Genomic DNA, 13,861 nt, shown 5'->3' with positions numbered 1-13,861 from the left:
TTACGAATAAATTAAGATCGCAGCAATTAATGCAGGAATTGCCGCCACAAGAGGCCCAATTACTGAAACGAAAAATATATGTTTGTAGGCATCTTTATGTGTTAAACCTATAACTGCCAGTACAGTAATAACGGCACCATTGTGTGGTAATGAATCTAAACTACCGGAGGCAATTGTCGCAATGCGATGAAGTGCCTCTGGATCAATACCTAGATCTAAATAAGTTTGAGCCAGTGTTTCCATCGCAATTCCAAGTCCACCAGAGGCAGTACCTGTAATCCCTGCAAGTGCCGCAATAGCGACATAAAGAGAAATTAAAGGACTTCCTGGTATGTTGGCCAGCATTTCTGTTATTACCCCAAAACCAGCTGTCGCTGCAATAACGGTGCCGTAACCAACATCAGCGCTTGTATTGACGATAGGTAAAACGGTATTTGTTGCTCCTACATTAATTGCTTGTAATTTGTTGTCTATGTATTTCCAAAAGATAATGATGGAAACAAGTACTGTAAGCATTAATGTGTAGAGAATATCTACTTTAAAGACGTTTAATGTAACAATTAAGAAAATTGGTGGCAAAATACTTAAGATAAAAGGTGGTAATTTTCTCTCGCTTGCCTCAAAAGCTTTTGAATCCTGTTTTTCTGGATTTTTCATATTTTCATAAGTTTCACCACGCGCCTCAGATTTAGACAATTGACGTTTTAAATAGAAGCAGTTAAAAAGAATAATAGTAATCGTAGCAACAATCCCAACAACCGGTGCTGCAGTAGCTGTTGTACCTAAATATTTCGTTGGGATAATGTTTTGTACAGATGGTGAACCAGGAAGCATAGTCATCGTAAAGGTTGCCATGCCAAAGAAAAATGCTCCTGTAAATAGATGCCAAGGTATATTCATAGCTTTAAATAATGGCTTAGCAATTGGTAAAATAGCGAATATAACAACGTATGTATTAATGCCACCTAATGTTAAAAAAGCACAAATGATGACGACTGCCATTAGCGCGTTAAATTTACTATGACGTCCCATAATATTTAAAAGCTTTTCTGCTATTGCACGAGCAGCACCACTATCATCCATAAATTTACCGAAAATTGCGGCAAATAAGAAGATGAGGTAGTAATTTTTCATAAAGTTTATGAACCCGCTCATATAGTTGTCCTGTAGTGAATCTAAAATAGGCATTTGATTTAAAATGATGACGATTAAACTGGCAATTGGCGCAATAATAATGATACTGAAACCACGTAGTGCTAGAAAAATTAATAAAGCCAGTGAAGCAATAATCGTAAACAAACTCCACATTTCCATTCTTGTTAAGCCCCCTTTGCTTAATACAAATATTCTGAAAATTCAACAAGTAGGGTTTAGTATAACAATGAATACTAATAAAATACTATGTAAAAACAGACAAAGATAAGAACTACACTTTGTCTGTTTTGGCCAATTTTGCGTTTTGTAAGTAGGAAAGCATATAGATTGCGAGATTTAATTCAAACATAGTTTTCCCGTTTTGTTCATCAATTTCTATCAATGAAAAAATTGTCTGAAGTCTATATTTGATGGTGTTTAGGTGTACAAAGCATGCCTCGGCTGTTTGTTTGCGATTCTGATTATTCTCGAAAAATACCTTTAATGTATATAACAAATCAGTTTTATGCTGTTTGTCATATTTGATAATGGGTCCAAGTTTCATCTCTACATATTCTGCCATTTCCTGTGGGTCGTTATTTAAGAAAAGGGTGTAAGGTCCAAGCTTCTCGTAGGATAAAATGAACGGTGCTTGTTCGAGTGTTTGTAAATAGTCTATGCACTTTTTTGAGTCCCGGTAAGAACTGGAGATATGTTCAATTGTGTCGAAGTGTCTCCCAAGACCAACCATAAACGAAAGTGAATTGTACTTTTTAGAATCCTGATCGAGGAGCTTGAAAAAATGTTGAATGCTTTCTTTAAATTGTTCAACTGGTTCTCTTAGATTGTTCATAAATAAAAAATGGTAGTGCGAATCATGTTCTGAGATGAAAACTGGTAAGGAAAATAAACGTGTTAAACGATAGAGCAGCTTACTAAATTGTTGCTGCTTTTTTTTAGTTTGAGCAACACCATACTTACTTCCTTCAAGCTGTAGAGTAGCACATAAATAATGGGTAGCTTGTTGGGCTTCTTGGCGTTTATAAAAGGCATTAAAATTCAAGTTTAGTAGCTGTTGTAACAAATAACCATCATATTTAAAAGAAATTTCAAGCTCCTTTTCCTCCTCTGCTAATTGTAAGGCGAAAAGAGCACTTGCCTGTTCTACTGCGAATAAATCTAGAGGATCCATCTGTAGATGGTGATCCATAACAATCAACAGTATTCCTATAACACCCCGCTCTATATGGATGGGAAACAAATAGCTTACATACATTTCATGGTTGATGGGTATATGTACTTGATGTCGCACGCACTGCTGAACAACTGTATGAAGATGCTCTGATTCTTGCTCTTTTAAAATTTCGGTTGCAAGCTTTGCTGTTGAAGAAGATGCGACAAGTAAATCGTAAAAATCAGTGATAATAGCTACAGACTGTCCTAGTAAGGAAGCAAGTGTATCGATCATTTCGTTTAGTCGACCTCGTGTTAAAGAGACACGTGTTAAAGCATTATAAATACGTTTAGAACGCTCATTTTGAGTAAATAATTTTGCATTTTCGATGGCAATCGAGGACTGATTTGCAAATGCTTGTAGCATTGTTAAATCACTATTCTCAAACTGTGTATCTCCTGAAAAGTTAACAATCGTTAACACGCCTATACATGAATTACTTTTATCAAGAAGCGGAGCACAAACAGCACTTTTCGGGTAAGTAAAATCACCGACTGCTTTTGTATAGTTTTCTTCATACTGTGGAAATAAATCGGCCATGTTTTCAGTTACATCATCGCTAGAGTGGAATCTAAATGCCTTCTTTTGAGAGAATACTTTTCCAGTCATCCCTTCATTTGAGGCAAGGTGAATTTTCTTCAAGTAAGCTAGATCATAACCAATAGCATGCTTAGCAATTAAACGATTTGTTTCTGTATTTAACATAAACAGCACACCTGCATCAGCACCTTTAATCACATGGAGTACTTCACTAATAAGTTTTTCTAACACTTGGTCTATATCGAGTGTTGAGGTTAGGACCTGCGCAGCGTTAACCAAGCTCATTAATTGTTTTTCGGTATTTATCATAAACAGCTCCTCATGTGTATTGCTAAATTTTATTTTACAGTGCCATATAGAAGATAGCGAACTGTTAATTAGCGAAAAATAAAGAATCTGCTGAAAAAAGTAAGCAGATTCTTGTTATTAACCCTATTTATAGATGTTTTTGGAGTGATTAGTCGTTGCTTTCTTTGTAGCGATTACTTTTTTTACAATCGGGATCACGATAGGTGCTAATTTTACGGCGGTTTTAACAACTTTAGATACTTTCATAAAAATAACAGCTCCTTTAACTATTAGTACTACCCGTTAAATACCGAAATGAAACTTATCGGATAACGCGAACGGCTTGAACAATATTCCAAATGACGATTCCTAGAGTGATGAGTAAGTAAATTGCCATTGAAGCAAACCAGATGATAAGAAACGTAGTGCTGTCTGAGTTCGAGTCAAAATTGTTAAATGATAAGGTTGAGAAAACAAAGACGGCAAAGAAGATAATTCCAAACACGAATGGAATTAAATGTGATATAAGTGCTCGGATAGAGTTTTTCTTTACGGAGTCATCTTTTGAAACAAAGTACACTACTAATGGCACAATAACAGGTGCGAACAAAATACTGAGATAACTAAAGGCAGATAAAATTTTTTGGTTCTCCATAGTTGTACCTCCTTTTTATATATTTACGCATGAAAAGCGGCAAAGTTTCAAAAAAATAAGTTGGAAGAGGTTGTAATCATCACCATGTTTTCGTACAATGAGGTTGTTCGAATAATTTAGATGTAACGACCACAAGGGGAGCTGATGATGTCAGCTGAGACTGGGCACGTAATGCCTTGACTCTTTGAACCTGTAAGTTAACGCTTGCGTAGGGATGTGGATAGAAACTGACACTTTTACGATGTGAGGCTCTGTCCTGGCATCGTTTTTCTTTATTCAGCCGAAAGCGTGCCGAATGAAGATGAAAGCTATTGATGTCAGATAGGGACATATCAGCGCATTTCTATTCCTTCTCTTGTATCCTACATCGGAACAAAGGAGAGAATAATATGGACAATAAACGATTATTAATGCTTGTGGAAATTGCGATATTCGCAGCGATTGGCCTTGTGCTCGATCAAGTTTCCTTTAAAGTATGGGCACAAGGTGGCTCTGTTAGCCTAGTGATGGTGCCAATTATTTTAATAGCATTCCGTTGGGGCCTTATTCCAGGGCTAACAACGGGCTTACTAATTGGTGTTATGCAGACAATGTTTGGTGCTACAATTGTACATTGGCTTCAAGGATTACTCGATTATGGTGTTGCCTTCACAGTAGTTGGTTTAGCGGCTGTTGTTCGCCAACCAGTGCTTGAAGCTGCTAAAAATTTAAACAAAACAAAAATGGCGCTTTATATTATTTTAGGAACTGTATTCGCAGGGTTTTTACGTTATGCTGCACATACAACTGCTGGCGCTGTATTTTTCTCAGAGTATGCTGGCGATCAAAATGCATGGATTTATTCAATCATCTATAATGGTACATATATGCTGCCAGCAACGGTTTTAACAGCAATTGTCGGAGTCCTGTTATTTACAGCAGCTCCTCAATTAATGCAACGAAAATCATAATTATTATGCCCTTCACATGAGTGGAGGGTTTTTTAGCCAGTTAGGGATGACATTTGTTGAAAAGTATACAATGTATATAAGTTGATCTTCGTTCCGACTGTACGCCCCTAGGAAAGCGCTCAGTCGGAACGGAAATCAACCACACGTTAAGATGATGAGCCTGTTTTTTAGCACTTTACAATTTATAATGGCATATAATAATTAAAGCGTTTAGCGTTTTTTGTATAAAAAGTTATGTTATATTAATGAATAGATATTAGATGAAAGGGACGTTAAAAATGATCGTAAAAACGCAAGAAGAGATTGAAGCCTTTAAAAAAATCGGCCGTATTTGTGCTGAAATTCGTGAAGCAATGAAGGCAGCTACAAAACCAGGTGTAACAACACTTGAACTAGATGAAATTGCAGGCCGTATGTTTGCTGAGGCAGGAGCAATTTCTGGACCTAAAGGGGAATATGATTTCCCAGGATACACATGTATTAGTGTGAATGAGGAAGTAGCACATGGTATTCCAGGTAAACGTGTGATTGAAGAGGGAGATATCGTAAACATTGATGTATCTGGTTCATTAAATGGCTACTTTGCAGATACGGGCATTTCATTTGTAGTTGGTGAAGGCTATGAAGATAAAGAAAAACTGTGTCGTGTAGCTAAAAGTGCTTTTGATCGTGCAATGACAAAAGTAAAAGCTGGCTCAAAATTAAACCAAATCGGAAAAGCTGTTGAACGTGAAGCATATGCCAATGATTTAACAGTGATTATGAACCTAACAGGTCACGGTTTAGGTCGTTCGTTACACGATGAGCCAAATCATATTTTAAACTATTATGATGCATGGGATTCTACAATTATGAAAGAGGGTATGGTGCTTGCAGTCGAGCCCTTCATCTCAGCTAAAGCGGAGCATATTGTCGAAGCTGGTGATGGCTGGACATTCGTTACGCCAGACAAATCATTAGTTGCCCAAATTGAGCATTCAGTTATCGTTACTAAAGACAAACCAATTATTTTAACTTCACTAGATGAACAATAAAAAAGCAAAAAATCCTGCAAACCAATTTATTTTTGGTAGGCAGGATTTTTTTTAATAAATAATATACCGACAAGTAGCACACCACATAAAAATAAGGCTGCCGTTGTCACAAGTAGCTCATCCAAACCATTATGTAATGCGACCCCAACATAGGACCAGATAAATACACTTGGATACATAATATCAAAATGGTGGAATCGAATATGTAGCGCTATTGCGACTCCGATTGTCAGTAAAATAACTGCCCAAAGTGGATTACTAAGGCCAAAACCGTTCCATTGATAAGATGTTAGCGTAAAGCTTACGTTAGTCATTAGTATAAATGTAACCCATGCCAAGTAAATCGAGAAGGGTATACGACCTGAAGGTGAGTTATCGCTGAGAGGATACGTATTGTACAACAAATATAAATACAGTACTAAAATAAACATACTGGCGATTGTCACGATAAATAGTTCGTGATGCCAAACAACAATTGTTAACGCCTGCATGATACATATGCTACTAAAGAGAACAGTCTGTTTAATAGTTGTCTTTTTAATATTCATGACTAACCAATAACCAAGTAACATGTAAATCACAATCCAAATCACATAGCTAGCATTAAAAGGTGCAAATATTACAGGAAAACGATTTGAGATTTCTAACGAAGATTGACCGTTTATTTTCATGAAATAGGATGTAAAGGTTAGGATAAGTGAGACAATAAAAGTTACTGTCATCAAAATAAATCGAGGCATGTTTTCCTCTCCCTTCGTGTTAAATTGTATAGGGAAAAGACAAATAAGTATAGGACTGTGACATAATAATTTCATTATAACGGAAAATTCCAACAATGTATCGTGTTATTTCGCCAAAATCATCTACAATTTACCATTTGCATAGGCATGCATATATTTCTTTAGTACAATAAGGGTATTCAACTGTAAGGAGTGAAGTTTTAATGACCCAAAATTTAAATAATCTAGATCTATCAATTGAACTAGATAAAAAAATGTATAAAAAGAAATTAAAAGTACTCCAATATGAAATGTTAAATGCTCAACAGTTTTTATTAAACAATAAAATTGGACTAATTTTAGTGTTTGAAGGTATGGATGCTGCTGGAAAAGGTGGCGCTATTAAACGTCTAATTGAGCGTGCTGATCCACGTGGTTATGTCGTACATCCAATTTCAGCACCTCAGCCTCATGAACTGCGCTACAATTATTTACAACGCTTTTGGAGAAAACTTCCACAACATGGGCAAGTAGCTATTTTCGATCGTTCTTGGTATGGTCGTGTATTAGTTGAGCGTATTGAAGGATTTGCAACTAAAGAAGAGTGGTCTCGTTCATACGAAGAAATTAATAATTTTGAGAAGATTTTAACAGCAGGGGATTATATTATCATTAAGTTTTGGCTTCATGTATCTGATGAGGAGCAGCTTAAACGTTTTAAAGAACGTGAGAAGGATCCATATAAGTCTTGGAAGCTAACGGATGAAGACTGGCGTAATCGTGAAAAAACACCTCAGTATATGGATGCTGCAAATGAAATGTTTGAGAAGACAGATAAGAAAAATGCTCCTTGGATTCTAGTGCCAGGTAACGATAAAAAATATGCGCGTGTACAAGTGCTACAAGAAACAATTGCACATATCGAACGTGAGGCAAAAAAACGCGGCCTTCATTTAACAAATGTCTTAGACAAAACGCATTTAGAAGATGCTGAATCTTCTAGTCTTGAATTGCTAGAAGAGAAACCTAAGAAAACAAAAACAAAAAATTAAATAATGATATGGATGCTGTAACAACAAGACGAGATGTTTTAGTTGTAGCAGCATCTTTTTTTACATACAATTAAAGTAAAACTTAAAAAAATGAATTCAAGCATTAAAATGTAATGACAATTTGCGGAAGGTTAGTGTGGAGAAATGGTGCTTAAGATTTGGAGATTATTGAGGAAAAAGGGTGAAAATGTGGTATCAATTCAAGGGGGCAAATGCTACATTCGCACATTTCAAGAAAAAGATGCACAAAGTTTAACTGGTCTCGTAAGCCGTAATAAATACTTTTGGTCTACATACGAGCCTTTACAGCGACCTGATTATTATACAATTGATGCTCAATATAAAAAAATTCAAGAAAGCTTATACCTAATGGACTCAAAGCGGGAATATACTTTCGGTATTTTTGAGCCGGGTACAAATAATTTAATAGGACATATTGCTCTTTATGCCGTTAAACGTTTACCATACTCAAGTGCATTTGTTGGTTATGCGATGGATGAAATTTATGTAGGGAAAGGGATTGTGACAGAAGCAGTTAATATGGTCGTGCAATTTGCTTTTGAACAAGTAGGCTTACATCGTGTAGAGGCTTATGTCTCAACACAAAATAATGCTTCTATCCGCGTCTTAGAAAAGTCTGGATTTCAGCGTGAAGGTCTTTTAAGAAAGCTTCTGTACATTAATGGTCAATGGGTGGATCATTATATGTATGCACGTTTAGAGGATTAAAAAAGAATCGTCTATCTTTCGAACAATGACAGATAGACGATTCTTTTTCTAACTATTGTTTATTACCGTCTTCGAGTAAATCAAGTCGACCTGTATTTGGGTCAATTACTAAGCCATGAACAGGTACGTCTTTAACCATTAACGGGTGATTTCGAATTGTATCGACACTTTTCTTTACACTTGTGGCTACGTCGCCAAAGCCACGTAAAAATTCTTTTAAATCAAGACCTGAATATTCCATCATTTTTATGGTTTCAGGGTTAATCCCTCTAGCAACCATTTTACTTAGCATTGCTTCTGGGTCAACTGCACTCATACCGCAGTCGTAATGGCCAACAACATAAACCTCATCTGCTTGTAGTTCATAAACAGCTACAAGTAAACTACGCATTATTGCACCAAAAGGGTGACTAACTAATGCGCCGGCACTTTTAACTATTTTTACGTCGCCATTACGTAAATTCATAGCTTTAGGTAACAGCTCTACAAGACGAGTATCCATACAAGATAACACAACGATGCGTTTATCAGGAAACTTTGTTGTAATAAAAGGCTCATATTTTTTTTCTTGAACGAAATCTACATTAAACTTTAGAATATCTTGTAACATTGACATGAAAGATTGCTCCCTTCCCTACAAAAATATTGTAGAGCAAATCTTTAAATATGCAAATAATAATGACAATATTCACGCAATTTTATGAAAAAAAAAGAAATTAAGTAATGTATTTAGCGAATCGAAATAATTGAAAAAAACAAATTTCACATTGGAGTAATTCCCCCACTCAAAACAGGACGTGGTGTTCTTAGGCTGAGTTCCTCTATTCCAGTAGGTGTTTGAATACCTGTTGAAAAGGGACCACATCCACATTCATCACGCAATCTTTTAGGGTGGTATTCTTCTATTGAATAAAGAAAAAAACAGCTATGTTTTCTAGTAGCTGTTTTTTTAATGAAATTAATATTTTTCTTTTGGCATTGGATCTACAGTTACTGAAGATTTAGTATCTAAACCGACTTGTAAGTAGTGGATGAAGAATCCTAGAGAAATTAGTAAAACTACTGAAAAACCTAATACAGTCGTAATGAACATAATAAAAGCTCCTCTCTACTAAAATAATCTACAATATTATCTTATAGTAATTATACAATAGGTTAATAGGAAAATGTAAGGATAATTTATGACATTCACAACATACCTAGTCTAGAATAATATAGAAGGAACAAATTGCTTAAATGATCTAGTTACCATCGCGGTAAATGAGTCTATTTGCCCGTCTGTAGTAATACCGTCTATATTCAGTTGCTTAGAACCAATCATAAAATTTACATGTCAAGCTTTGATAAAGTCCATTTGTCAGTAGCTCCCTTCGCTGCCGCTTCGCATTCGCACAAAAAACATCGTGCTGCTGCCGCTTCGCTTTCGCGCAAAAAACATCGTGCTGCTGCCGCTTCGCTTTCGCGCAAAAAACATCGTGCTGCTGCCGCTTCGCTTTCGCGCAAAAAATATCTGTTGGCCTAAAGCCTTCTCCGATTCCGGATGCAATTATGCCGAGGTATTGATATTATCGATCGAACAGCTTATATAGAGGTAATGATTTTTTTTTACTCCTGCTTTCATCAGCTAGTTTGTTATGTTTTAGTAATTTTGTGTCGAATGATAATAACAAACTCTTAACTTTTTTCATTTAAAGACAATTTTATGTACTATTCTTAATTCAATACAATCAAATATGGTCGAAAAATGAATAAAAAGTAATTATTACATCGAAAAATTTGTGAAATACATTTATACTATGTTAAACATTTGGAAAAATAGACGAAATAAAGTTTAATAGGAGATTTGGAGGTTTAAAAATGGATTTATCGTCGGTAGTAGGGTTAATTTTAGCGTTTATTGCGCTGTTAACAGGGATGGTACTAAAGGGTGTAAATTTAAGTGCGTTTTATAACCCAGCAGCCATTCTAATTATCATTTTCGGTACTATTTCAGCAGTAACAATTGCCTTCCCAATGAAGGAGTTAAAGCGAGTACCAAAGCTATTTAAAAATATTTTTAAAGAAACAAAATTAGCAGATGATATTGAGATTATTAAGATGTTTTCACAATGGGCAGATTTGGCTCGCCGTGAAGGTCTCTTAGCGCTTGAGAGTAAAGCTTCAGAGATTGAAGACCCATTTTTAAAAAATGGACTTACATTAGCAATTGATGGACAAAATGCGGACTATATTCGTGATGTCTTAACAGAAGAAGTAGAAGCGATGGAAGAACGCCATGCAAGTGGTGCGCTAATCTTCACACAAGCTGGTACATATGCTCCGACATTAGGGGTACTTGGTGCGGTAGTAGGTTTAATTGCCGCATTATCAGATATGAATGATATCGATAAATTAGGGCATGCCATTTCAGCTGCCTTCATGGCTACATTATTAGGGATTTTTACAGGTTACGTATTATGGCATCCATTTGCCAATAAATTAAAACGTAAATCTGCTTTAGAAGTAAAACAAAAACGTTTGATGATTGAAGGGATCCTTTCCGTATTAGAAGGGGAGGCACCACGTGTTATCGAACAAAAATTATCTTCTTATTTAACAATGGAAGAACGTCGTCAAATTTCGGATGAAAGCGGGGCGGGCGGCCTTGGCAAAGAAAGCTAAGAAAAAAAAGCATGAGGAACACGTTGATGAGTCTTGGTTGGTGCCGTACGCTGATATTTTGACGCTGTTATTAGCATTATTTATTGTACTGTTTGCATCCAGTTCAGTAGACCAAGAGAAGCTAGATAAAATGTCAGCAGTGTTTACTCAGGTATTTGATGGTGGCACAGGCTTTTTAGAGCAACCTGCACCGATACAAAGTCCGAATGCAGAAAGTGACCAACAACCACAACAAAATTCTGCCTATTTAAAGGATCAGAAGGAGTTAGCTGAAATTAAAGATAGTGTTGATAATTTCATCGCTGTTAACGAGATGGAAGGTCAATTTGCAACAGAGATGACTGATGAAGGTTTACTTGTAACAATTCGTGATAGTATTCTGTTTGATCCAGGGAAAGCAGATGTTAAACCAGAATATATTCCAGTTGTGGAGGAACTTGCGGATGTATTAGTATCTAATCCACCACGTAGCATTGTCATCACGGGGCATACAGATAATGTTCCAGCAGGACCTAATTTCTCATCAAATATGGAGTTATCAGTAATGCGTGCTTCAAAATTCTATCTGGTTCTTTTGAATAGCAATTCTCAATTAAAGTCTGAGAACATTAGTGCTAAAGGTTATGGCGAAAACAAAGCTATTGCTCCGAATGATACTCCTGAGGGTCGTGCGAAAAATCGACGTGTAGAAGTGTTAATTCAACCTCTTGTAGAAGAGGACGGCTCTGCCGCAAAAAAAGCTGAATAAGTTGAAACGTTAAGCAATAAGGTCTTTAAAACCAAAAAGCTATTAGCAATACTTATGCTAATAGCTTTTTATCTTTGTTAGCTTTATTTGGATAGGGAAGCTTTCTTATTTACGTAATGAGCCTAATTCAGCAACAATGGCTTGCATCTCACTTGGACTAAATGTGTTGCGCTTCATGACCATTTCGTATAAATAGACTAGGTCTTCGTAGTTAGCTTCATCGAAATTTTCTGATTTCATTGCATCAACATTAACCATGCGAAGTTTGTCTTTCATTTGATCGACCATATAAATAACGTTTTCTTTTGACGGTACTGATAAATCCATTTGTTTAAACCTACCTTTCGTAATCCTCGGAAATATCATTTCATTGAATAAAAAAAATGTCAACACTGAATTTGGGCATTGCTTTAAAAATAGACTGTTATTGGGTAGAATAAGGGCAGTAAGTAGTTTAGTCATTTTAAAGGAATATACATTTACCAGGCAGGAGGTATTTAATATGGGACGAAGTAAATTATTAGCATCTATCGTAGTAGGTGCCGCAGTTGGTGCTGCATTAAGTATGTTTGACCGTGCAACGCGTGAAAAAACTATCGCTACAACGAAAAAAATGAAAGAGTCAATCTCGTACTATGCAGCCAATCGAGAAGAGTTACAGGTACTAGTGGAGGAAAAAGTATTGGCCGCTAAAGTGCTTTGTGAAAGTGTATCAGAAAATGTCAACACAATCGTTGAAAAAGTTGATGAATTTAAAGAATTACCTTCTACAATCGAAGGCATGATTAATGAAACGAAATCAGCCTTTTCTTTACCTGATAAAGAATAGTTGTCGTATAGGAGGGAATTTGTTTGGAAAAGAAAAAAGCATCTATACATACAGCGGTTGGTGTGGTGAAATCATTTGTCTCACCAGACGAAGACACTGTAGATGTAATGACATCAAAGGGCTTTATGCAAGATTTGATACTACGCTTACAGCGAGTGGAAGTATCAGCTCTTGCCGCGCAGTTGGCTTATTTCTTTTTACTATCTTTTTTCCCGCTACTAATTGTTCTAGTCACATTATTACCCTATTTGAATTTCGATACGACGCAAGTGTATGCATTTCTAGTGAATGTTATGCCAGATGAGGTATATAGGCTTATTGAAGATACATTAAATGAAATTTTAACAATCCGTAATAGTAGTTTATTATCCATCGGGGTGCTTGGAACAATATGGTCTGCTTCCAAAGGAGTTAATGCGTTGATTAGAGCCTTGAACAAGGCCTACGATACAGAGACTAGGGGGAGTATCATAGATCGAGGGTTGTCCCTTGTGTTCACTATAGCATTTGTCATTGTTATTGCTGTCGCGCTACTTTTACCGGTTTTTGGGCAACAAATTGGGCATTTCTTATTTTCTATTGTTGGCATTGAAGAACAGTTTGAAATTGTCTGGGAAAGATTACGCTGGTCGATGCCACTACTACTTATTTTTATAGTATTAATGGGAATCTATTGGGTTGTTCCGAATACAAGTCCTCGTTTGAAGTTAATAGGTGTTTGGCCGGGAGCATTGTTTTCAACTCTTGCCTGGCTGGCGGTAACATATGTTTTTTCCTTTTATATTAGTAATTTTGCAAATTATTCCGCTACATATGGCAGTATTGGTGGGGTTATTATTTTAATGCTTTGGCTATATTTCACGGGGATTATTCTAATTTTCGGTGGCATTTTAAATGCGACCATGCAGAAAAAAGCATTGCAAAAAGAATTTATTAAGCATGAGACTTTAACAAACAATTAGCAATCTCGAAAAGAACAGCCTCGATATCACGTTTTGTGATACGAGGCTGTTTGTTTTATCCCGCTTTAACGGGCAGTAATAAAGCGAAGCGGCAGGTGGGGGAAAAACTGCCCGTAAAAGCCCGATTGGTGAAGGCTAAAAATCAGTGGGGATTGAAGAGAACCCCCACTGATTAAGTTTCACTTTACCCCGCTTTAACGGGCAGTAATAAAGCGAAACGGCAGGTGGGGGAAAACTGCCCGTAAAAGCCCGATTGGTGAAGGCTAAAAATCAGTGGGGATTGAAGAGAACCCCCACTGATTAAGTTTCACTTTACCCCGCTTTAA

The 13,861-nt window shown here is 36.4% G+C and carries 16 protein-coding genes and 1 riboswitch; of the genes, 8 read left to right on the top strand and 8 right to left on the bottom strand.

Features of this window, described 5'->3' with window-relative positions; genetic code table 11:
* From ACVWXS_RS22090 to ACVWXS_RS22080, 3 genes are all read right to left on the bottom strand, one after another.
* Complete coding sequence (locus ACVWXS_RS22090) at positions 1 to 1,314, bottom strand: GntP family permease (RefSeq protein ID WP_402988356.1); 1,314 nt, start codon at positions 1,312 to 1,314, stop codon at positions 1 to 3.
* A gap of 112 nt (positions 1,315 to 1,426) precedes the next feature.
* Positions 1,427 to 3,217: a helix-turn-helix domain-containing protein gene (locus ACVWXS_RS22085; protein ID WP_456960165.1), complete on the bottom strand. Its 1,791-nt coding sequence runs from the start codon at positions 3,215 to 3,217 to the stop codon at positions 1,427 to 1,429.
* Between the two features lie 301 nt (positions 3,218 to 3,518).
* Positions 3,519 to 3,851 carry a hypothetical protein gene (locus ACVWXS_RS22080; RefSeq protein WP_402988351.1) on the bottom strand — a complete coding sequence of 111 codons (333 nt, stop codon included), beginning with the start codon at positions 3,849 to 3,851 and terminating at the stop codon, positions 3,519 to 3,521.
* A gap of 124 nt (positions 3,852 to 3,975) precedes the next feature.
* Positions 3,976 to 4,083: riboswitch (TPP riboswitch) on the top strand.
* 157 nt (positions 4,084 to 4,240) lie between these two features.
* On the opposite strand from ACVWXS_RS22080, the gene thiT reads away from it, so the two are divergent.
* Both thiT and map read left to right on the top strand, forming a co-directional pair.
* On the top strand, positions 4,241 to 4,801 hold the full coding sequence (gene thiT / locus ACVWXS_RS22075) for an energy-coupled thiamine transporter ThiT (protein ID WP_368638265.1): 561 nt from the start codon (positions 4,241 to 4,243) through the stop codon (positions 4,799 to 4,801).
* A 278-nt stretch (positions 4,802 to 5,079) separates the two neighbouring features.
* The gene (gene map, locus ACVWXS_RS22070) at positions 5,080 to 5,835 is read left to right on the top strand and encodes a type I methionyl aminopeptidase (protein ID WP_368638264.1); all 756 of its coding nucleotides are present in this window, start codon (positions 5,080 to 5,082) and stop codon (positions 5,833 to 5,835) included.
* Between the two features lie 26 nt (positions 5,836 to 5,861).
* On the opposite strand, the gene ACVWXS_RS22065 is transcribed toward map, so the two are convergent.
* The gene (locus ACVWXS_RS22065; RefSeq protein ID WP_456960164.1) at positions 5,862 to 6,575 is read right to left on the bottom strand and encodes a hypothetical protein; all 714 of its coding nucleotides are present in this window, start codon (positions 6,573 to 6,575) and stop codon (positions 5,862 to 5,864) included.
* 203 nt (positions 6,576 to 6,778) lie between these two features.
* Here ACVWXS_RS22065 and ACVWXS_RS22060 point away from each other — a divergent pair, with 203 nt between their 5' ends.
* On the top strand, positions 6,779 to 7,606 hold the full coding sequence (locus tag ACVWXS_RS22060; RefSeq protein WP_374965233.1) for a polyphosphate kinase 2 family protein: 828 nt from the start codon (positions 6,779 to 6,781) through the stop codon (positions 7,604 to 7,606).
* 144 nt (positions 7,607 to 7,750) lie between these two features.
* Positions 7,751 to 8,335: a GNAT family N-acetyltransferase gene (locus ACVWXS_RS22055; RefSeq protein ID WP_368638261.1), complete on the top strand. Its 585-nt coding sequence runs from the start codon at positions 7,751 to 7,753 to the stop codon at positions 8,333 to 8,335.
* Between the two features lie 52 nt (positions 8,336 to 8,387).
* Here ACVWXS_RS22055 and ACVWXS_RS22050 read toward each other — a convergent pair whose 3' ends face one another.
* The 3 genes from ACVWXS_RS22050 to ACVWXS_RS22040 all read right to left on the bottom strand — a co-directional run bounded on the left by ACVWXS_RS22050 (position 8,388) and on the right by ACVWXS_RS22040 (position 9,838).
* Positions 8,388 to 8,951 carry a beta-class carbonic anhydrase gene (locus tag ACVWXS_RS22050; RefSeq protein WP_368638260.1) on the bottom strand — a complete coding sequence of 188 codons (564 nt, stop codon included), beginning with the start codon at positions 8,949 to 8,951 and terminating at the stop codon, positions 8,388 to 8,390.
* Between the two features lie 342 nt (positions 8,952 to 9,293).
* The gene (locus ACVWXS_RS22045; RefSeq protein WP_368638259.1) at positions 9,294 to 9,428 is read right to left on the bottom strand and encodes a hypothetical protein; all 135 of its coding nucleotides are present in this window, start codon (positions 9,426 to 9,428) and stop codon (positions 9,294 to 9,296) included.
* Positions 9,429 to 9,661: 233 nt separating this feature from the next.
* Positions 9,662 to 9,838, bottom strand: coding sequence for a hypothetical protein (locus tag ACVWXS_RS22040; RefSeq protein WP_456960163.1), 177 nt, complete (start codon positions 9,836 to 9,838; stop codon positions 9,662 to 9,664).
* Positions 9,839 to 10,192: 354 nt separating this feature from the next.
* Here ACVWXS_RS22040 and motA point away from each other — a divergent pair, with 354 nt between their 5' ends.
* Both motA and motB read left to right on the top strand, forming a co-directional pair.
* Positions 10,193 to 10,996 (top strand): flagellar motor stator protein MotA, encoded by an 804-nt coding sequence (gene motA, locus ACVWXS_RS22035; protein WP_068986649.1) that lies wholly within the window; start codon positions 10,193 to 10,195, stop codon positions 10,994 to 10,996.
* Complete coding sequence (motB, locus tag ACVWXS_RS22030) at positions 10,980 to 11,744, top strand: flagellar motor protein MotB (RefSeq protein ID WP_068986648.1); 765 nt, start codon at positions 10,980 to 10,982, stop codon at positions 11,742 to 11,744. Before motA ends, motB begins: the two co-directional genes overlap by 17 nt.
* 105 nt (positions 11,745 to 11,849) lie before the next feature.
* Here the strand turns inward: motB and ACVWXS_RS22025 are convergent, their stop codons facing one another.
* Complete coding sequence (locus ACVWXS_RS22025; protein WP_068986647.1) at positions 11,850 to 12,071, bottom strand: DUF1128 domain-containing protein; 222 nt, start codon at positions 12,069 to 12,071, stop codon at positions 11,850 to 11,852.
* Positions 12,072 to 12,246: 175 nt separating this feature from the next.
* Between ACVWXS_RS22025 and ACVWXS_RS22020 the strand changes: the two genes are divergently transcribed.
* Both ACVWXS_RS22020 and ACVWXS_RS22015 read left to right on the top strand, forming a co-directional pair.
* Positions 12,247 to 12,573 (top strand): YtxH domain-containing protein, encoded by a 327-nt coding sequence (locus tag ACVWXS_RS22020; RefSeq protein ID WP_423490379.1) that lies wholly within the window; start codon positions 12,247 to 12,249, stop codon positions 12,571 to 12,573.
* Positions 12,574 to 12,596: 23 nt separating this feature from the next.
* Positions 12,597 to 13,535 (top strand): YihY/virulence factor BrkB family protein, encoded by a 939-nt coding sequence (locus tag ACVWXS_RS22015; RefSeq protein WP_456960162.1) that lies wholly within the window; start codon positions 12,597 to 12,599, stop codon positions 13,533 to 13,535.
* The last annotated feature ends 326 nt before the right edge of the window (positions 13,536 to 13,861 follow it).

This window comes from Lysinibacillus sp. TE18511, from assembly GCF_054062295.1.
The sequence above is the reverse complement of the archived record's forward strand: the minus strand, read 5'-3'. Positions and strand labels throughout refer to the sequence as shown.